The sequence below is a fragment of the Anaerolineales bacterium genome (assembly GCA_037382465.1).
GTDB lineage: Bacteria > Chloroflexota > Anaerolineae > Anaerolineales > E44-bin32 > WVZH01.
In genome coordinates, this window is record JARRPX010000086.1 from 18,515 (window position 1) to 36,930 (window position 18,416).

17 protein-coding genes, 1 tRNA gene and 3 pseudogenes are annotated in these 18,416 nt (G+C 55.0%); 13 read left to right on the plus strand and 8 right to left on the minus strand.

Going from position 1 to position 18,416, the window contains the following annotated elements; genetic code table 11:
- The first annotated feature begins 7 nt into the window (after positions 1-7).
- From P8Z34_15815 to P8Z34_15855, 9 genes and pseudogenes are all read left to right on the plus strand, one after another.
- A pseudogene (locus tag P8Z34_15815) lies at positions 8-918 on the plus strand (FtsW/RodA/SpoVE family cell cycle protein).
- Positions 919-943: 25 nt separating this feature from the next.
- A complete protein-coding gene (gene gltX / locus P8Z34_15820) occupies positions 944-2,419 on the plus strand; it encodes a glutamate--tRNA ligase (protein ID MEJ2552142.1) in 1,476 nt (491 codons plus the stop codon).
- A gap of 268 nt (positions 2,420-2,687) precedes the next feature.
- Positions 2,688-3,200, plus strand: coding sequence for an isoprenylcysteine carboxylmethyltransferase family protein (locus P8Z34_15825; protein ID MEJ2552143.1), 513 nt, complete (start codon positions 2,688-2,690; stop codon positions 3,198-3,200).
- Positions 3,201-3,359: 159 nt separating this feature from the next.
- Positions 3,360-3,430, plus strand: a tRNA-Gln gene (locus tag P8Z34_15830).
- 186 nt (positions 3,431-3,616) lie between these two features.
- Positions 3,617-4,522 carry a signal recognition particle-docking protein FtsY gene (gene ftsY, locus P8Z34_15835; GenBank protein MEJ2552144.1) on the plus strand — a complete coding sequence of 302 codons (906 nt, stop codon included), beginning with the start codon at positions 3,617-3,619 and terminating at the stop codon, positions 4,520-4,522.
- 90 nt (positions 4,523-4,612) lie between these two features.
- Positions 4,613-5,705, plus strand: a protein-coding gene (gene prfB / locus P8Z34_15840; GenBank protein MEJ2552145.1) for a peptide chain release factor 2 whose coding sequence is annotated in 2 segments (ribosomal slippage) — positions 4,613-4,678 and positions 4,680-5,705 — 1,092 coding nt in all. Because the reading frame shifts where the segments join, the coding sequence is not laid out codon by codon here.
- 69 nt (positions 5,706-5,774) lie between these two features.
- Positions 5,775-6,008, plus strand: a complete 234-nt coding sequence (gene secG / locus P8Z34_15845) for a preprotein translocase subunit SecG (GenBank protein ID MEJ2552146.1) — start codon at positions 5,775-5,777, stop codon at positions 6,006-6,008.
- A 43-nt stretch (positions 6,009-6,051) separates the two neighbouring features.
- Positions 6,052-7,752: an ABC transporter substrate-binding protein gene (locus P8Z34_15850; protein MEJ2552147.1), complete on the plus strand. Its 1,701-nt coding sequence runs from the start codon at positions 6,052-6,054 to the stop codon at positions 7,750-7,752.
- Positions 7,753-7,937: 185 nt separating this feature from the next.
- Complete coding sequence (locus P8Z34_15855; GenBank protein MEJ2552148.1) at positions 7,938-8,669, plus strand: S1 RNA-binding domain-containing protein; 732 nt, start codon at positions 7,938-7,940, stop codon at positions 8,667-8,669.
- Between the two features lie 137 nt (positions 8,670-8,806).
- Here P8Z34_15855 and P8Z34_15860 read toward each other — a convergent pair whose 3' ends face one another.
- From P8Z34_15860 to rpsF, 7 genes are all read right to left on the minus strand, one after another.
- Entirely contained in the window at positions 8,807-9,088 is a 282-nt protein-coding gene (locus P8Z34_15860) for a hypothetical protein (protein MEJ2552149.1), read from the minus strand.
- Between the two features lie 15 nt (positions 9,089-9,103).
- On the minus strand, positions 9,104-9,541 hold the full coding sequence (locus P8Z34_15865) for a vitamin K epoxide reductase family protein (GenBank protein MEJ2552150.1): 438 nt from the start codon (positions 9,539-9,541) through the stop codon (positions 9,104-9,106).
- Between the two features lie 122 nt (positions 9,542-9,663).
- On the minus strand, positions 9,664-11,829 hold the full coding sequence (locus P8Z34_15870) for a bifunctional (p)ppGpp synthetase/guanosine-3',5'-bis(diphosphate) 3'-pyrophosphohydrolase (protein MEJ2552151.1): 2,166 nt from the start codon (positions 11,827-11,829) through the stop codon (positions 9,664-9,666).
- A gap of 251 nt (positions 11,830-12,080) precedes the next feature.
- The gene (locus P8Z34_15875) at positions 12,081-13,223 is read right to left on the minus strand and encodes a SurA N-terminal domain-containing protein (protein ID MEJ2552152.1); all 1,143 of its coding nucleotides are present in this window, start codon (positions 13,221-13,223) and stop codon (positions 12,081-12,083) included.
- A 77-nt stretch (positions 13,224-13,300) separates the two neighbouring features.
- A complete protein-coding gene (gene rpsR / locus P8Z34_15880; protein MEJ2552153.1) occupies positions 13,301-13,600 on the minus strand; it encodes a 30S ribosomal protein S18 in 300 nt (99 codons plus the stop codon).
- A 77-nt stretch (positions 13,601-13,677) separates the two neighbouring features.
- Positions 13,678-14,073 (minus strand): single-stranded DNA-binding protein, encoded by a 396-nt coding sequence (locus tag P8Z34_15885; GenBank protein MEJ2552154.1) that lies wholly within the window; start codon positions 14,071-14,073, stop codon positions 13,678-13,680.
- Positions 14,074-14,118: 45 nt separating this feature from the next.
- On the minus strand, positions 14,119-14,409 hold the full coding sequence (gene rpsF, locus P8Z34_15890) for a 30S ribosomal protein S6 (protein ID MEJ2552155.1): 291 nt from the start codon (positions 14,407-14,409) through the stop codon (positions 14,119-14,121).
- A 341-nt stretch (positions 14,410-14,750) separates the two neighbouring features.
- Here rpsF and P8Z34_15895 point away from each other — a divergent pair, with 341 nt between their 5' ends.
- The 4 genes and pseudogenes from P8Z34_15895 to P8Z34_15910 all read left to right on the plus strand — a co-directional run bounded on the left by P8Z34_15895 (position 14,751) and on the right by P8Z34_15910 (position 18,247).
- The gene (locus P8Z34_15895; GenBank protein ID MEJ2552156.1) at positions 14,751-16,178 is read left to right on the plus strand and encodes a phosphoglucomutase/phosphomannomutase family protein; all 1,428 of its coding nucleotides are present in this window, start codon (positions 14,751-14,753) and stop codon (positions 16,176-16,178) included.
- The gene (locus P8Z34_15900; GenBank protein MEJ2552157.1) at positions 16,175-17,005 is read left to right on the plus strand and encodes a TatD family hydrolase; all 831 of its coding nucleotides are present in this window, start codon (positions 16,175-16,177) and stop codon (positions 17,003-17,005) included. Before P8Z34_15895 ends, P8Z34_15900 begins: the two co-directional genes overlap by 4 nt.
- The gene (locus tag P8Z34_15905; protein ID MEJ2552158.1) at positions 16,977-17,951 is read left to right on the plus strand and encodes a polyprenyl synthetase family protein; all 975 of its coding nucleotides are present in this window, start codon (positions 16,977-16,979) and stop codon (positions 17,949-17,951) included. The genes P8Z34_15900 and P8Z34_15905 overlap by 29 nt, the downstream gene beginning before the upstream one ends.
- A gap of 71 nt (positions 17,952-18,022) precedes the next feature.
- Positions 18,023-18,247, plus strand: a pseudogene (locus P8Z34_15910) (uracil phosphoribosyltransferase).
- A gap of 50 nt (positions 18,248-18,297) precedes the next feature.
- Here the strand turns inward: P8Z34_15910 and P8Z34_15915 are convergent.
- A pseudogene (locus tag P8Z34_15915) lies at positions 18,298-18,416 on the minus strand (uracil phosphoribosyltransferase).

Genomic DNA, 18,416 nt, shown 5'->3' on the forward strand with positions numbered 1-18,416 from the left:
TATTGCCATGATCAGTTCGGCGATCGCCGGGAATCAGGAATTGGCCGAAAGCCCCTCGCGGCAAACGCTTTTTGCGGTCGTCGGTTTCGTCGTAGTTCTCCTGACTGCAGCGATCGATTACCGTTTTTGGTCGACGTTCTCCCGTCCGATATACATCCTCACGATCGCGCTGCTTGGGTTGATCGCTGCGGCCGGCGTTGTCGGATTCGGCTCCGCTCGCTGGTTTCGAGTAGGCACGACAACCGTGCAGCCTTCCGAATTGGCCAAGATTTTCATGATTCTGGTACTGGCCAGCTACGTCGCCCGCAACCAGCACAAGCTCGACCAAGTCGGCACGATCGTGCGCAGCCTGGCCCTGGTTGGATTACCCGCACTGCTCGTGTTCATTCAACCGGATTTGAGTACCGCAATCGTCCTCGGCGTCATCTGGGCGGCGTTGGTCTGGGCCGGCGGAATGCGCATCCGGAGGCGAATTACGGCGCGACCTACAACGTAAATCAGGCCCGCATCGCCATCGGCTCCGGCGGCTTTTCCGGCAAAGGGTACGGCAACGGGACCCAGGTTCAATTAAGGTTCTTGAAGGTTCGCCATACGGATTTCATCTTTTCCGCCATGTCGGAAGAATTCGGATTCGTCGGCGCGGCGATCCTCCTGCTGCTCTTCATGTTCATCATCTTTCGCTGCCTGCGCGCGGCGAGCATGGCGCGCGACACGTTCGGTGCATTGATCTGTTATGGCGTAGCGATCCTTCTGTTCTTCCAGGGCGCTTTCAACATCGGCGTGAATCTGAATATTTTCCCCGTATCCGGCCTCCCACTGCCCTTTTTCAGCTACGGCGGATCCTCATTGTTGACGAGCCTCCTGGGCATCGGACTCGTGGAGAGCGTGATCCTGCGCCACAAGAAAATCGAACTCTAATTTCAGCATTCATCAGGGAAGGTACATGACAGCTTCAAAACCCGTTCGCGTCCGTTTTGCGCCTTCACCGACGGGCCACTTTCACCTCGGCGGCGGCCGCACGGCACTCTACAACTACCTGCTCGCCCGGCAACACGACGGAAAATTCATCCTGCGCATCGAAGACACCGACCGCAAACGGTTCGATCCCCAGGCGGAAGAGGAGATGGTCGAGTCGCTCCACTGGCTTGGTATCCACTGGGACGAAGGCCCCGACGTCGGCGGACCGCATGCCCCCTACCGCCAATCCGAGAGAACGGAGATCTACAAGACCCGCGCCGAAGAACTCATCCGCAGCGGGCATGCCTATTACTGCTTCTGCTCCCCGAAACGTCTGGCGCAAGTTCGCCAGGAGCAGCAGTCCCGCAAAGAGCCTCCGCGCTACGACCGTCTGTGCCGTCAACTGAGCCCCGGGGAAGCCGAGTCCAGGGTCGAAGCGGGCGAATCCCACGTCGTGCGCTTCAAGACACCGCTGGAAGGAACGACCACGGCGGTCGATTTCCTGCGCGGCGAAATCAGCGTCGAAAACGCCACCCTGGATGACTACATCCTACTCAAATCGGACGGCCTGCCGGTCTATCACCTGGCGGCGATGGTCGACGACCACTTGATGGGCATTACCCACGTCTTCCGCGGGTCGGAGTGGCTGCCCACGTTTCCCCTGCACGTGATGATCTATCAGGCCTTCGGATGGGAACAACCGGTTTGGGTGCACCTCTCCGTGTTTCTCAATCCCAGCGGAAAGGGGAAGATGAGCAAGCGCCAGGCTGGCGTGAAAGGGATATACATCTCCGAACTGCGCGATGAGGGGTACCTCCCGGAAGCGCTGGTCAACTGGATCGCGCTGATGGGCTGGTCGTACGACGATCACACGGAATATTTCAGCATGCAGGATTTAATCGAGAAATTCAGCCTGGAGAAACTCAATCCCAGCCCGGCCGCCGTGAATTACGGCAAACTCGACCATTTCAACGGCCTGCACATTCGCGCCCTGCCCATCGCAGAGCTGAGCGAACGGATTCGTCCCTACTTCGAAGCGGAAGGGTACGAGGTCGACGAAGACCGTCTGCAGGCCATCACCGCGATCATCCAGGAGCGTATCCGCACGCTGGACGAGGCGGTCCTGATGGCGGGATTCTTCTTCCGCCAAGACGTGGAGGTTAAAGCGGAGGAGTTGGTCGGCAAGAAAATGGACGCCGCCCAGTCGGCGGAAGCGGCGCAGGCAGCGCTCGAGACGATCGAGTCGATCGCGGCGTTCAAAGTCGAACCGCTGGAAGAGAAGCTGCGGGCCCTGGCGGATTCGTTGGGTTTGAAGGTCGGGCAGTTGTTCGGCATCCTGCGCATCGCCGTCACAGGACAAAAAGTGAGTCCACCGCTCATCGAAAGCATGGTCATCATCGGCAAAGAGACCGTGGAAGTCCGCATTCGGCAAGCGGTATCCCTGCTGAAAGGAATGGAATAGACCGCATCGTTGCTTTAAAATCTCTCGAGTTTGCGGTAGGCAGTAAAGGAGTAAAATATTACCGGTCTGTGGGACGATAGCTGACGCTGTAAGCGTCAGGATTGTCTTGGCAAAGGAACGCCTCGTCAGGAACCAACTGCAATCCTTGTGAATGGGGGCTACATATCACCAATTTGAATTCAGCATAGAAGGTACCACCCAAAATTCTTTGTTCTCACGAACTCAATACCTGACTGCCCCGATCAAAGATCGACTAAGGAGTAGGAAAATGTCGAAATGTCGCGTCCGTCTGATTTATTGGCTCGTGCTGGTTTTCGTTTCGGTTGGTGGAGGTGTGGCTGTGGATGTTGCCCTGAAAACCCAGGCGTTCCCCTGGTGGCTGCGCCTTCTGGGTCTGGCCGGCATGCTGTTGGCACGCTACCCACTGCAGCGGACGGGGAGAATATTGAAGGATCGAGGGGAGGCTGAGGAGTGGGGCTGCACCACACACCTCGTGACGGATGACATCTACCAGTGCGTCCGGCATCCACACCACCTCGGGGTGGGAATCTTCATGACCGGGTTGGGTTTGTTGATCGGACATATATGGTCCTTCTTGTTCATCACGGTGGCCCAATGGGCTTGGGTGCTGGCATTCTTGCTCATCGTGGAAGAACCGGAATTGGCGGAGAAATTCGGCGAAGCATACAACGTCTACCGCCGGCGTGTGCCGATGCTGCTGGCAAACCCGAGGTGTCTGGCCAGGATCATGTCGCAGCCGCTTGATCGAGGAGAGAGTTGAAGCAGGTCGTTTAGACAAATATCCCGCAGATATCGATCCAGGAATTGATTCGCAATAGATGTAGACCGCCGGAAGCATGCATTTCCCCGGCGGCGCGCAAGCCGTGGATACGGCGCACGTAGACCGGTACCACAGCCTATGGTAAAATGCCATTTGCTTTGGGGGTTCGTCTAGTGGTAGGACAGCGGACTCTGAATCCGTCAGCCGAGGTTCGAATCCTCGACCCCCAGCCTGAAGATGCCCGTGAGCGCGAGGTTGATCCCGGATCACGGGTTTTTTTATGCTTGGAGACCCAACGCCGAATATGGCTATGCGAAGGAATTCAGCGTCGAGGATTTCCTTATACGTCTCTTCGAAATCAACTTCCGGAAAAACGCCCCACTAACCCGCTCAGGCGTCGTTGGTATAATGTGCGGATGGAAGAGACCAAGACCTGGCGTCAAGCCCTGCAGAAGACCCGTCAGACAGCCCTGGGCCGTCTGGCGGCGCTGTTCGGGTCGAGCGAACTGGACGACACCTTCTGGGAGCAGCTGGAGGAAATACTCCTGCGTGCGGACGTGGGCGTCGAAACGACCACGACGCTCCTGGACGATCTCAAAAAAGCAAGCCGTGAAGAGGGTCTGACGAAAGGCACGCAGGTCGAAAACAAACTTCGAGGCGCCTTACGGGCACAACTGAAACCGGTTCCCGGTGAAGAACTTTTGGGAAAGCCTCACGTCATCATACTCGTGGGCGTAAACGGCTCCGGCAAAACGACCTGCGCGGCGAAAATCGCACATCGCTGGCTGGCGCGCGGCCGTTCGGTACTGCTCGCCGCCGCCGACACCTACCGGGCAGCTGCGAGCGAGCAGCTTCAGGTATGGGGACGACGCTTGAACGTCGACGTTATCTGTGGTCAGCCCGGCAGCGATCCCGGCGCAGTCGTTTTCGACGCCTGCTCCGCCGCAACTTCGCGCGGCGTGGACGTGGTCATCGTCGACACTTCGGGCAGGATGCATACCGAGCATAACCTGATGCAGGAGTTGAAGAAAATACAACGCGTGGCCGGAAAAGTGGTCCCGCATGGACCTCACGAGACGCTGCTCGTGCTCGACGCAACCACCGGTCAGAACGGATTATCGCAGGCGGAGGCGTTTTCCGCTGTGGTCGACCTCACGGCGGTGATCCTGGCGAAATTGGATAATTCCGCCAAGGGCGGCGTCGCCTTCGCCGTTTCGAGTAAAATCGGACTGCCGATTCAATACGTGGGCACCGGAGAGAACGTCCAGGCGCTCGAGCGTTTCGACTGTGACGCGTTCATCGACAGCATACTGCCCGGATGAAAAAGGTGATTCCGGGCTTGCTTTACTCAAATCGGGTATTGTTCGACCCCGGACAGACATGGCATAATGCGAGAAAAGGAAACCTGACCAATGGATGATTTGAAATCAGAACTCGAAGGCATTCAGCAACGAATTCAAGAATTAATGGTGCGTCTTTGACTTCGCTGCACGCGAAGAAGAATTAGCGAAACTCGAGCGGGCTGCAGAAGATCCCTCGCTCTGGGACAATCCGGAACACGCGCAAAAAATCATGAAAAAGGCCGTGCGACTGCGTGCCTACGTGGACGACTGGCAGACATTCCAACAGCGGGCAAGGGACGCATTCGAGCTCGCCTCACTGGGCGACGAGGATCTTCGTGCGGATATCGAACAGGAACGCGACGAACTGCTGCAAGAACTCGAACGCAAAGAGACGCAGGCGCAGTTATCCGGGCCCTACGATCAAGACAGCGCCATCCTTGCCATCCACGCCGGAGCCGGGGGAACGGATTCTCAGGACTGGGCGCAAATGCTCCTGCGCATGTATCTGCGCTGGTCGGAACGCCACGGCTACGACGTCGATATCATCGATCAGAGTGATGGAGAGGAAGCGGGAATCAAGAGCGCCACGTTGACCATCGACGGCGAGTATGCTTACGGCTACCTGCGGTCCGAGAAGGGAGTCCACCGCCTCGTGCGTATATCTCCCTTTGATTCCTCGCACCGCAGACATACATCCTTTGCCCTGGTGGAGGTGCTTCCGCAAGTTGAAGCCGATGACGATATCGTGATCGATCCCAACGATCTGCGCATCGACACCTATCGTTCCGCCGGCGCGGGTGGACAAAACGTACAGAAGAATGAAACCGCCATTCGAATCACCCACCTCCCCACAGGAATCGTGGTGACCTGTCAAAACGAGCGCTCGCAGGTGCAGAATAAGGAAAACGCCATGCGCGTGCTGCGTGCAAGACTCATGGATCTGAAACAACGGCAACAAGAAGAAGAAATCGCTGAAATTCGCGGCGATTACGTCAAAGCCGAATGGGGAAGCCAGATTCGTTCCTACATACTGCATCCCTATCAAATGGTAAAAGACCACCGCACTGACTATGAGGTCGGCAATCCGTCAGCCGTTCTCGATGGCGATCTCGATGGTTTCATCGACGCCTACCTGAGAGAGTCGATCGGGCAATCGAAATAATTGACGCCTTGTCGGCCCGATAGCCATCTGCTATAATCCGGCCGCTATTCTTCCAAGGAGGTATCGCGCGTGGAGAAGTTCCTCAATCTTGCAATGATCGTCGTGTCCGTCGCTTTAATCATCGTCATCATCCTCCAAAGCCGGGGAGCGGGGCTCGGTGGACTTGGCGGTGGAGCCGATATGAGTGGGGGTTCCAGTTTTTACGCTCGTCGAGGCGTGGAACGTTTGTTGTTCAACGTCACCATCGGCATGAGCATCGTCTTCTTCCTGCTTGCAATCATCACCACCATCTTGGTGGGCTAACAACTCCACCAAACCCGGACATCCAACAAGGCATAAATCAAGCATGCGAAATATACGCTGGCAACTATTGATCGCGGTCGGCGGCTTACTCCTCGTTGTAGGATTACTCGTCGGCCAATCGCCAAACACCGAAATCGTATCCTCCCAGCCTGCAGTTGGCGGCGTGTATATCGAGGCACTCGTCGGTCAAATACAGCGTCTCAACCCAATCCTGGATGTCTACAATCAAGTCGATCGCGATATCGATCGGCTGATCTTCAGCGGCTTGATCCGTTTCGACGATCGCGGCATCCCCGTACCGGATCTCGCCCAATGGACGGTTACGGCGGACGCGACGCTATACACGGTCACGATTCGCGAGAATGCCGTGTGGCACGACGGCGAGCCCGTCACGTCCGATGACATCATCTATACATATTCCAAATTTCAGGATGAAGACTATCCGGGGCCGCTGGATTTACACGACCTTTGGACGCAGGTCAACATCATCCGCCTCGACGATCGCCGGGTGCAGTTCCAGCTTCCCGAACCATTTGCGCCGTTCCTGGATTATTTGAGTGTCGGTCTGCTGCCCGACCACCTGCTCCGCGGCGTCTCTGCAACAGACTTGATCGACCACCCTTTCAACCTTCAACCGATCGGTACGGGACCGTTTCGCTTCGATCGCTTCCTGGTCCAAGACGAGCAGATCACCGGCGTCAGCCTCGTGGCATTCGATGACTATTTCGCGCAACGCCCCTACCTCGAACGCGTCGAATTCCGCACCTATACCGATTCAACGGCTTCTCTCACTGCGTTCCTCGATGGAGAAGTCCAGGGGATCGCCAACGTCGACGAGGCCATCCTCCCACAGATTCTCGCCTCAACGGAACTCAATTTACATACGGCAAGATTGCCCAATCTGGGCATCATCTTTCTGAACACACAAAATCCCGGAAAGGATTTCCTTTCCGTCAAGCAATTCCGGCAGGCGTTGCAGTTCGCCATCAACCGGCAATGGATCATCGACAAAGCACTCTCCGGGCAGGGATTGATCCCCATCGGACCGGTACTTCCAGGCACGTGGTCCTTTGCGGAAAATCTCCAGCCGGTTCCTTTCGATCCGCAACGCGCCGCGAACATCCTGGAGACGCTGGGTTGGATTTTACCTGCAGGCGCATCCCCGGGCACGCCGGAATACCAACGCAGTAAAGACGAGCAGGCCTTAAGCCTGACCCTGCTGTATGAAGAGAATTCCCTGGATACCATGATCGCCGAGATGATAAAAGAAAGCTGGGAGGCGATCGGAATTCGTGTAGAGCTTCGCAGTGTAGACTCTGATACCATGATCTCCGCTTATCTCGAACCGCGCGAATACGAAGCAGCGCTTACACACATCAATCTGATGCGCTACCCCGATCCCGATCCCTATCCTTTCTGGCACGATTCACAAGTCGAGACAGGCCAGAATTACAGCGGTTTCGACGACCGGAACATCAGCATCTGGCTCGAACAGGCGCGTATCACACCGGATTTCTCTCGCCGAGCAGAGTTGTATCGCAGTTTCCAATATAGATTCCAGGATCAAGCTCCTTCACTGCTGCTCTATTACGATGTCTATAACTATGCCATCGATGCTCAGATACAAGGTGTGAGTATCGGACCGCTGTTCGATCCCAGCGACCGATTCAACAGCATCGAAAACTGGCATCTAATCGCACGCCGCAATCTGGGCACCCAAATTACGATTACAGACGAACCTTAAACCTTCTCCTTTGCCGGCCCTGTCCTGTACCCCTCAAATCTCATTCCACCGATTGCAGTGAGATTCTCCAACGAAGAACCCTCCCCACGAAAAGAAACGATGCGGAGAGATCGCGTCGTACCGTGGTATAATCGACACGCTCAAAAAGGGGGACCTCATGAAGATTTCTGCAGAAAGGTGTAGATGTGAGTAGCAAAGAAGGTACGGGAACGCAGCTCCATTTGGAAGACCTCAAACCCGCCATGAAACTCGAGGGGCGCGTGACGAAGACCGACCTGGTGGGCGCATTTGTCGACGTTGGCGTAGAATGCGAAGGCTTGATCCACATTTCAAAATTGAAGGAAAGCCCGGTGAACCGGGTGGAAGACGTCGTCCAGGTGGGACAGGAAGTCGAGGTTTGGGTTCATCTAGTGGACCCGGACTCGGGGCGGCTCGAATTGAGCATGTTGAAACCCATTCTGTTGAAATGGAAAGACCTCAAACCCGGCAAACGCCTCAAGGGAAAAGTCGTACGCATCGAAAATTTCGGGGTGTTCGTTGATGTAGGCGCGGAGCGTCCGGGACTGGTGCATATCAGCGAAATGAGCAACGAATATGTAAAGAATCCTTCGGAAATCGTATCCCTGGGAGACGAAGTCGAAGTCAACGTTATCGATGTAGATCGAAAGAAGCGTCAGATTCGCTTCAGCATGAAGGACTCCATCGAGGACTACGTCGATGAGATCGATGAATCCGAAGAGGAAACCCCGACGGCGATGGAACTGGCGTTGCGCCAGGCGCTGGAACAGTCGGATCAAAACACCAAAGCTGCGCCGAGCGAACCTTCAAAGAAAAAGCAGGCCAAACGCGACGAATTGGAAGACATTCTTCAGCGAACGTTGGAACACCGCGTCCGGACCGCATCGACAGAATCCTGATACCCGTCCAACGTCCTCCTTCCTCATTGGCATTAAACAAAAAATCGGGCGTCAGATACGCCCGATTGTCATTTTTACCGCTGAAATCTTACGACTGAAAAAAATCAATGCTCGAACATCAGATGTTCAGGCATCCCTCATATAACATCGTCTTCGATCCAATCCTCATCTCCATCTTCATCTTCTTCATCATTACCACTCTCGTCCTCCCACACCTCATCGATTTCATCGAGTTCATCGATATCGTCGATGTCTTCGATTTCATCCAATTCCCAATCCTCGGGTTCCGAGAGCGTGACATCGTCGATGTGGGAATATGTCAGGCATCCCTCATCGGGATCGAGCCGGATAATCTCAGCCGTGCAGTAACCCGATTCCAGGAAGTAACAATCGATGTAGCGACAACGAATGCGTGCCATATTCTTGAACTCCGTCTATTCGATCACGAAATTCTCTCTCATTCGCAAGATACTCAAGACGAACAAGAAAGACATTAGGGCCGCAGAAAGAATACAAAACGGACAGATCGCATGAATAACGGCCACTTCGAGATACGTCAGGTACGCAGAGTAAATCATACCGGTCAGGGTGACGCCAAACAATGCCAGATTCAAGTTATCCGTCCACGCAGGACGCCGCATTCCGACGACAATCATCAGAAGGATCAAGGCGTATCCCAGTGCACCGATGAAGGCAATCGGGACATCTCCAATCATAGCATATGGACTGCTGTTTACCGCATCGCAATCCCCGATTTGTGAACAGGCCGCCGTGTTGCCGGTTATCTTCAGCCAGCCCAGGTAGAATGAATCGATGAAACCAGCAGCCGCGGAAATCAAACCCAGCAAATTCATCCGACTGACGATCACCATTCGATCCGGCTCATTCTCTTCTCATTCACCAACGAAAATAATATACACGAAACCCCTCCGGCTGTCAGTATTTAAAATTCCCCTTACGATGCGAGATTTCTCAATCCGAGAATCAGCCAAACTCATCCGGGGCGGAGCCGCCGTGCTTCGAGTACGTTGGGAAGCGCCTCCAGGCGATTGAGCACACGGCTCAACTGCTCGATATCGGTCACATCCATCACCAAATCGAACATCGCCAGACTGTTCTTCGTCGAGACGTGGACCGACGACATGTTGATGCCCTCATTTGCCTCAAGCGTCGAAACGTCCCGCATCAACCCATCGCGATCGTAGGCTCGCAGACGGACCGAAACGGGATAGGTTTGCCGGAGTCTGCCCCACGAGACCTGTACCAATCGTTCGCGGTCTTTAATCCGTAACACGTTGGGACAGTCCTGACGATGGATCGTTGCGCCGCGTCCGCGGGTGATGTATCCCACGATCGGATCGCCCGGCGCCGGTTTGCAGCACATCGCCATTCGTGAAAGTAAACCGCCCGACAACCCGAGGATACTTACGTCTTCGGTCGTGACGTCCTTCGCCGGAACGGGTTCCAGAATTTCCGCAAAGCCAAATTCGTCTTCTTTTTCCTCGACGACTTTGGCGATGATCTTATTCAGATGTAGGTCACCGCAGCCGATAGCGACCTGCATTTCCTCTGCGTTCGGGTATCCCAAATCCCGGGCGATTTTCTCGTAGGAGACGCTTTCCACACCCAGGCGTTTCAATTCACGTTCCAACAACAGACGACCGTGGGAGATGTTCAGCTCACGATCGCGCCGGCGGAACCACTGCCGGATCTTGCTGCGGGCTCGCTGGCTGCGGACCATTTCCAGGCTCGGGTTGAGCCAGTCCCGACTGGGTCCGCCGCGCTTCGCCGTCAGAATTTCGACCGAATCTCCGGTCTGGATCTTGTAATTTAACGGAACCAGTTTGCCCCCCACTTTCGCACCGCGGCAGCGATGGCCGATGTCCGTGTGAATGTGGTAGGCGAAATCGATAGGAGTCGATCCTGCCGGCAAGTCGATCACGTCGCCTTTGGGCGTGAAGACATACACACGATCGTTGAAGACGTCCGACTTCATCGCATCCACGAAATCGCCGGCGTCGTCGACGTCCTGGCGCCATTCCATCAATTTGCGCAGCCAGACAATCCGCTGTTCGAAAGTATCGTCTCTCGGCCGGCCTTCCTTGTAGCGCCAATGCGCCGCGATGCCGTATTCGGCCTTTTCGTGCATCGGTGGCGTCCGAATTTGAGCTTCGAGGGTACCGCCATCGTTGTAGACCACGGCGGTGTGCAAGGATTGGTAGAAGTTATCCTTCGGCGTGGCGATGTAATCGTCGAACGTGCCTGGTATGGGTTTCCAGCGATTGTGAATGACTCCCAATGCCAGGTAACAGAGCGATTCGTTATCTACGATCACGCGCACTCCGCGGACGTCGTAGACCATGTCGAACGGCACCCCTTTACGGTCCATTTTGCGGTAGATGGAATACAGATGCTTCGGACGTCCGTAGACTTCAGCCTGTACGCCCGCTTCCGCCAGGACCGTTTTCAACTGCTTCGAAATTTGCTCCAAATCCTGCTCGCGATCGACTCGCCGTTTGGCGACGTTTTCAGCGATCTCCTTGTATTTTTCCGGAAAGACGTAGCGGAAGGCCAGATCCTCCAACTCCCACTTCATCTGCCAGATTCCCAGCCGGTTGGCCAGCGGTGCAAAAATCTCCAGTGTCTCCTCGGCGATTCGCTTCCGTTTCTCTGGTGGAAGATGAGACAGCGTACGCATGTTGTGAAGGCGGTCAGCGAGCTTGATCACGACGACCCGAACGTCGTCCCCCATGGCCAGAAAGGTTTTACGCAGGGTTTCTTTGGCCAATTCGCTCTTCGTGGCGCGAGGTTCTTTTCCACTTCCGGCGCGTCGACTGACACGTGGCAGCTGGGTCAACTTGGTCACGCTGTCCACCATTAGCGCCACCTCGTCGCCAAAATCACGAGTTATATCTTTCAAACTGACTTTGGTGTCCTCGACGGTGTCGTGGAGCAATCCGGCGACGATCGCCAGGGTCGGCGCGCCCAATTCAGCCAGAATAGCGGCAACGGCGAGACAATGCTGTACGTAGGGTTCCCCGGAGGCGCGCTTCTGGCCACGATGGGCTTTATTGGTGAATTTATAGGCGCGCTCGATGAGCTCCCGATCTGCGGGACTCGAGTCATCCGGTAAAAGTTTGAGAAGACCTTCAAACTCCATGTTTTACCCTGGGCCGGTCTCAAATTGGAACTTTCGATCCGATGCCGATCAACGCAGCAATCGACATCTTCTCGATTCTTCAACTGCCATTGAAACGCTGAATTTCTGCGTCAAGCCCATTTTAAACGGATTGTATCACCTTGCGACAACTCATCGAAAGGTGATACGCACTACAGGTGGCGTGTATCTATTTTCGGTTTCTTCGCGAACGGTTGGGTAAAAATGGATCCACTCAGATGAGCATTTCTCGTTTAGTACCCAGTCTGAGAGACATCGATCTCTGGAATACGAGTATACCAATCCTCAGCGACGTCGATCTCTGCGTTCCCGCGTACTTCCAGCAGCCACTGATCGAATGCTGCGTTCTTTGCCAATTGGTATTCGTAATCCGTATACGGCTGCACTTCACGCCCCATGATTTCGAACACATCCCAACCCTGGTAGGTCTGAACGGGGCCAAAGAGCGTGCCGACAGGTTCCGTCGCCAGGGATTGGGCGGACGCACCAAAGCCTGCAAGTATGATTTCTTCGGTCAACCAGCCCAAGTCGCCGCCGTCTTCCTTCGTCGTGGCGTCCTGGGAATACTCCAGGACGAGATCTTCCCACGCTTCACCCTCGTCCAATTTCGAACGGACCTCCTGGGCGGTTTCCTGGGAGTCGGTTAGGATGTGACGCAGTTCTGTCTTCTCCCCATTCATGGAAACGTCCTGACCGATAATCTCCCTGATTTTTTCGCGCAGCAAATTGGTCTCTACGAGGCGGCGGAATTGCGCTTCAGAAAGACCGGTTTGCTCATCCACACTGGAGAGGAACGTAGAATAGACTTCATCAAAACCCTCTTGCGTGTATGGCGTCGGCGTTGGGCGCGGTGTGGGGGTGATTGCATCCGTCGGGGTGGCATCGAGGTTTGTGGCCTCCGCCGTCGCGGCCGCCGTTAATGTCCTCTGGGCGAATTGAGTCGGATCGACGGTCGGCGACGGTGCGCTCGTCGGTGTCCCTTCACGGTAATATCCAAAAGCCTCTTCGATCGTCTGATCGAGTTCCGTCTGGGGGATTTCGATGCCCATTGCTTTGGCCTCGTGACGTACGAGCACCCCATTGATCATGGTGTCCAGTACACTGGGGGCAATATCCTGGGGAGTATTGCCGGACTGCAGTTCGAAGAGCACACGACTTTGGAAATCTCTGGTGGTTATTTTCTCGCCGTCAACAACTGCGACCGGTTCGTTGGGCACGACGACAAGTTGGTGGTAGAACGAATAGGCGACGAGGCCGATGACGAGAATCGTCGTGATGACTGTGCCCGCAATAATCCGATTCTGCAGGATTCTCTCGCGCTCCGCCCGGGCCAAATGCTTTTTCGTCGGTCGCAGGTGTTGTTTTTGCCTGGTCATGAAACGTCTCCACCGATCACGTCAGAAGTTACCTGTCGATCACGCAGACTGCAAATGAGGGAATGATCTCACCGCAATTAGCGATATCGCTCCGCGGCGAAGGGGATCAGCGCCATGTGTCTTGCGCGTTTGACGGCTTTCGCAACCATACGCTGATGTTTGGCGCACGCACCCGTCTCGCGTCGAGAACGGATCTTGCCCTGTTCGGTAACGTAGCGTTTGAGCAGATCGATCTGTTTGTAATCGAGCGCTTTGGTTTTATCCGCGCAGAATTGGCATACTCTCGGCCGGCGCGAGAAACGTCGGCCCCTGCGAGGAGAACGCGAGCGCCGCTGTGGTTGATCGTCCTCGTCTTCGTCCTCTTCCTCGTCTTCTATCAGTTCTTCTTCTTCAGCCAATGTCCTTACTCCTATACTTCAAATAGAATTCATCGTGATGAAAATAGATCGTCGTATTAGAAGGGGAAATCCTCTTCCATCGCTTCGCTTGAAATTGGTGCGTCGTTCGATATTTCCCGGCGATCGCCGAGCATGATCATCTCCTTGGCCACCAATTCCGTCGTGAAATGCTTGTTTCCCTCGTTATCTTCCCAGCGGCGGGTTTGCAAACGCCCTTCCACATAGACTTGCTGCCCTTTGTGCAAGTATTGATTGCATATCTCCGCCAATGAGCCCCAGGCGACGACGTTGAACCATTCCGTTTCCTCGTGTCTTTCGCCATCGGCAGAAGTCCAGGAACGCGTCGTTGCTACGCTGAACGTCGTCACCGGACGCCCCGAAGGTGTATAACGCATCTCGGGATCGCGTCCCAAATGTCCGATGATCATTACTTTATTCAACCCACGACTCATCTCAGGCTCCTTTCACTCGTTTCCCCTTACCTGATGTCTCTCACACTATTCACGATCTTGGAGCGTGATCATAAACCGCAGGATCTGTTCGCTGAGACGGAGATCGCGTTCGATAACCACACCGGCTTCCGGCGGCATCTCAACGTCGATAATGAAATAATGACCATCGTTTTGTTTCGCGATCGCATAGGCCAAGCGACGCTTGCCCCAACGATCTACTTTTACGATTTTTCCGCCGGCGGCATCAACCCAGCCGGTTACTCGCTCTTCGAGAGCCTTCAGTTCAGTTTCATCCAATTCAGGGTGTGCGATATATGCTAACTCATAGTTGCGCATCGGGTTTTCCTTTCCTCGGGATTGCCCCCGGTCCTAAACCGAGCGGTTTAGTATGAGAGCGGAAAGCGCGTTTGATCGATAGCGCGGCAACAGGCAATAGTTTATCATGCGCGGGTTAGAATTTCAAGCTTCACTAGTACGCTCACTTTTTTCAAGGTATAATTTTTACAAACCGGGGTTGGTTTATTGTCGACGACACGAACGCCACCAACCCAGTCGATCCGAGAGGCGTTGGAATTCGTTCTGGGCACAGCCCGGTTTCAGATCTCAACGGCCAGGTTGCTCATCGCCTGGCTCGCTTCGTGTAATGCCGCTTCATTCGTGGTTTCTCAGGAGGCAGGATGTCAGCTAACTCGATTCAATTTGGCACGGACGGTTGGCGCGGCCGTATTGCTGAAAACTACACCTTTTCGGGCGTTCGGCGCTGCACACAGGGTTTTGCGCAGTATCTGCTCGAGATGGCGGGTGCTGGAGAGAAAGTCGTCGTTGGGTACGATCAACGCTTCGCTTCGGAAAACTTCGCGGCTGCGGCCGCGGAAGTCTTGGCCGCCAACGGTTTTCAGGTCTTGCTAACGAACGCTGCTTCCCCCACACCTACTATTTCTTATGCCGCGGTGCACAACCATGCGATCGGCGCGATCAACATTACCGCTTCCCACAACCCGCCCAGCGACAATGGATTTAAAGTGCGCGATCGGCATGGCGGCGCGATCGATCCGCAGGGTTTGAAGCAGATCGAAGCCAAAATCCCGGCAAGTGAAGACGAGATTCCCCGCATTCCGATCGAAGATGCGCTTGAAGAAAAGAAGGTCGCCTATTTCGACCCGGCACCTGCCTACGTCGAACAAATCAAGAGTCTGGTCGACCTGGAACCAATCCGCAAAGCCGGCCTGACGATTTTGGTCGATTCGATGTGGGGAAACGGAAGCGGCTGGTTTACAAAACTTTTAAGTGGCGACAAGACCAAAGTCATCGAAATCCATAATCAGCGAAATCCCATATTCCCCGAAATGATCCGGCCCGAACCCATCCCGCCCAACATCGATGTTGGTCTTGCGGCGACCAAAGAACACCACGCCGATGTCCTGCTGGTCACGGACGGCGACGCGGATCGTGTAGGCATGGGTGACGAACACGGAAATTTCGTGGACCAACTGCGAGTCTTTGGTTTATTGGCCTACCACATGCTCGAAATTCTTGGCAAGCGAGGTCCGATCGTAAAGACGCTATCGACAACGTCGATGCTGAACAAGCTCGGGAAGATCTACGACGTACCCGTGTACGAAACGGGTGTAGGCTTCAAATATGTGGCGCCCAAGATGCTCGAAGTGGATGCGCTCATTGGCGGAGAGGAATCCGGCGGATACGCCTTTCGGGGTCACGTCCCCGAACGCGACGGCATCCTGGCTGGATTGTACCTTCTCGACATGATGGTTCGTCTTAATCGCAAGCCCTCGGAACTCATCGATTTGCTGTTCGAAAAAGTCGGACCGCATTACTACGAACGCATAGACACCCGCCTGGCGGCCGACGAACACGAATCGATAAAAAAGCGTGTACAGCAAGCGTCCCCTGAAAAGATAGCAGGGCTTAAAGTAACCGATATCAACACACTCGACGGATACAAGTACGAACTGGAAGACGGTGGATGGCTGCTCATCCGCTTCTCCGGAACCGAACCGATCATCCGGGTGTATTGTGAAACGACGCAAGCCGACCGGGTGGACCCTATTCTCGAGGACGGGCTTCGCATCGCAGGCATTGAATGAATGCGTCGACAAGGAGACTCGCCGACACACACTGCCATCTCGTGCTGGCCCAGTTCGACAAGGATCGAATCGAAGTAATCGAACGAGCCCAAGAAGCGGGCGTGGAGCGCATTCTCGTTCCGGGAATCGATCTCATAACCAGCCGACTGGCGGTAGAATTATCACAGAGTAACGCGAATATACATGCGGCTGTTGGAATTCACCCACATGACGCTCGTACGTGGGATTCCAACACTGCGGCGGAGATCGGCGAGCTCGCCCGTTCTGCGGGTGTCGTTGCGATAGGCGAAATCGGGCTGGATTACTACCGGAACCTTTCCACGCCGCAGCAGCAAAAACACGCCTTCCTGGATCAATTAACACTCGCCGCCGAGATTGGACTGCCCGTCGTGATTCATAATCGTGAAGCGACACAGGATGTTATTGAAAATTTACTTCAATGGTCTCGAGATCTACCCGAATCCCTTCGAGGACGTGCCGGCGTGCTGCATGCGTATTCAGCGGACATCGAGACCGCTCTTCTCGCCGCAGAAGCTGGTTTCTATTTCGGTGTGGCGGGCCCGGTGACCTTTCGCAGCGCAGAGCCTTTACGTGAAGTCGTGTCGCAAATACCGATCACGAGGTTATTACTGGAAACGGATTCCCCCTATCTCACACCGCAGCCCTTTCGCGGCAAACGCAACGAACCTGCCTACGTGAGATTTATTGCCGAGAAATTTGCGGGTATCATGGGGATAAACGAGAGTCAGGCAGCGGATGCAACTTGGCAAAATGCCGCGACTCTCTTCGATTGGAATCATGGAAACGACGACCGTAACCTTCTTTGATCTCATCCGCTCCCAACTTTCCGAGGTGGAGCAGAAGATGCGCATCAGTCCGGGTCAACACGACCCGAACTTGATTGCCGCGCTCGAACACATCCTCTCATCCGGCGGGAAACGCATCCGGCCGGCCTTGGTCCTGCTTTCAGCGGGCATGTTGGGCGCCGATTGTGAAGATGCGATCACACTTGCAGCTTCGGTGGAGATGCTGCATACGGCGACCCTCGTCCACGACGACCTGATCGACGGCGCTTCCTTGCGCAGAGGGATTCCGACCATCAACGCCACACTAGGACCCGGCACAACGGTATTGACGGGGGATTACATCTTCGCCCGCGCCGCGTACCTGGCGGCAGAAATCGGTCGACAGGCGCTGATGAAAATCTTCGCCCGCACGCTGATGACGATCGTCAATGGAGAAATCTCGCAGATGTACGCCACAAGCAGCAACGACGACGGCATCCCGGATTACCTCGAACGTATCTACGCAAAAACCGCCTCGCTGTTCGAAGTCTCCACGGAAGGCGCCGCGATCCTGAGCGATGTCGATGAAGCTACGCTTTCTGCGATGAAATCGTTCGGATACAACATCGGCATGGCGTTTCAGATCGTGGATGACATATTGGATTTCACCGCCGATCAGGAACGGCTTGGAAAACCCGCCGCCAACGATCTACGACAGGGCTTGATCACCCTCCCGGTACTTTGTTATCTCTCATCGATTTCCGATGGTGGGAAATTGCGCAATCAGATTGCCGAGCAGAAATGTGACGAAGAAACGCTTACAGAAATCACCTCTGCGATCCGTTCCTCGAACGCGATAGAGCAAGCACTCGACCAGGCTCGAGAATTCGTCGAAACGGGAAGGGTCATCTTGAAGGACATGCCCGCCAATCAGGAACGAAGGGCTTTATACGAACTCGCAGATCACATCATCACCCGCAATTCATGAAACATTATTCCGAGAAGGTTCTGAAATCAGAAAGCATCGATTGACGTTCCACGGATTGCCTGGAGATCGGTATGGAACAAACGAACGTTTTCGCCTCGACCCACCCGCTCGTAGCACATAAACTGAGCAAACTGCGCAGAGAGGACGTCGTTCCCAAGAAATTTCGGGAACTCATCCGCGAGCTCTCCACACTGCTGACCTACGAAGCGACCCGGGATCTGCTGGTCAATCCGGTCCGCATTCAAACCCCGCTGGCCGAGACTGACGGTGTCGAGTTGGCCGAGAGGGTCGGATTGGTGCCCATCCTGCGCGCCGGTTTGGGGATGGTCGAGGGTGTGTGGGGACTGATGCCCTCCGGTGCGGCGATGAGGCCGACGAATTTGATTTTCTTCACTCCCCAATCCTTCAAGATGTCGATCGTGGCGACGGCCGATCCACCCGTCGCCAGCATCGGATCGAGGATCA

Excerpts from the sequence above, each read along its gene's own strand:
- P8Z34_15875 (MEJ2552152.1), bottom strand. The coding sequence starts at position 13,223 with ATGACCAGGCAAAAACAACACCTGCGACCGACGAAAAAGCATTTGGCC.
- P8Z34_15885 (MEJ2552154.1), bottom strand. The coding sequence starts at position 14,073 with ATGAGTCGTGGGTTGAATAAAGTAATGATCATCGGACATTTGGGACGC.
- P8Z34_15860 (MEJ2552149.1), bottom strand. The coding sequence starts at position 9,088 with ATGGCACGCATTCGTTGTCGCTACATCGATTGTTACTTCCTGGAATCG.
- P8Z34_15870 (MEJ2552151.1), bottom strand. The coding sequence starts at position 11,829 with ATGGAGTTTGAAGGTCTTCTCAAACTTTTACCGGATGACTCGAGTCCC.
- P8Z34_15865 (MEJ2552150.1), bottom strand. The coding sequence starts at position 9,541 with ATGGTGATCGTCAGTCGGATGAATTTGCTGGGTTTGATTTCCGCGGCT.
- P8Z34_15825 (MEJ2552143.1), top strand. The coding sequence starts at position 2,688 with ATGTCGAAATGTCGCGTCCGTCTGATTTATTGGCTCGTGCTGGTTTTC.
- gltX (MEJ2552142.1), top strand. The coding sequence starts at position 944 with ATGACAGCTTCAAAACCCGTTCGCGTCCGTTTTGCGCCTTCACCGACG.
- P8Z34_15895 (MEJ2552156.1), top strand. The coding sequence starts at position 14,751 with ATGTCAGCTAACTCGATTCAATTTGGCACGGACGGTTGGCGCGGCCGT.
- ftsY (MEJ2552144.1), top strand. The coding sequence starts at position 3,617 with ATGGAAGAGACCAAGACCTGGCGTCAAGCCCTGCAGAAGACCCGTCAG.
- P8Z34_15905 (MEJ2552158.1), top strand. The coding sequence starts at position 16,977 with ATGGAAACGACGACCGTAACCTTCTTTGATCTCATCCGCTCCCAACTT.
- P8Z34_15850 (MEJ2552147.1), top strand. The coding sequence starts at position 6,052 with ATGCGAAATATACGCTGGCAACTATTGATCGCGGTCGGCGGCTTACTC.
- rpsF (MEJ2552155.1), bottom strand. The coding sequence starts at position 14,409 with ATGCGCAACTATGAGTTAGCATATATCGCACACCCTGAATTGGATGAA.
- P8Z34_15900 (MEJ2552157.1), top strand. The coding sequence starts at position 16,175 with ATGAATGCGTCGACAAGGAGACTCGCCGACACACACTGCCATCTCGTG.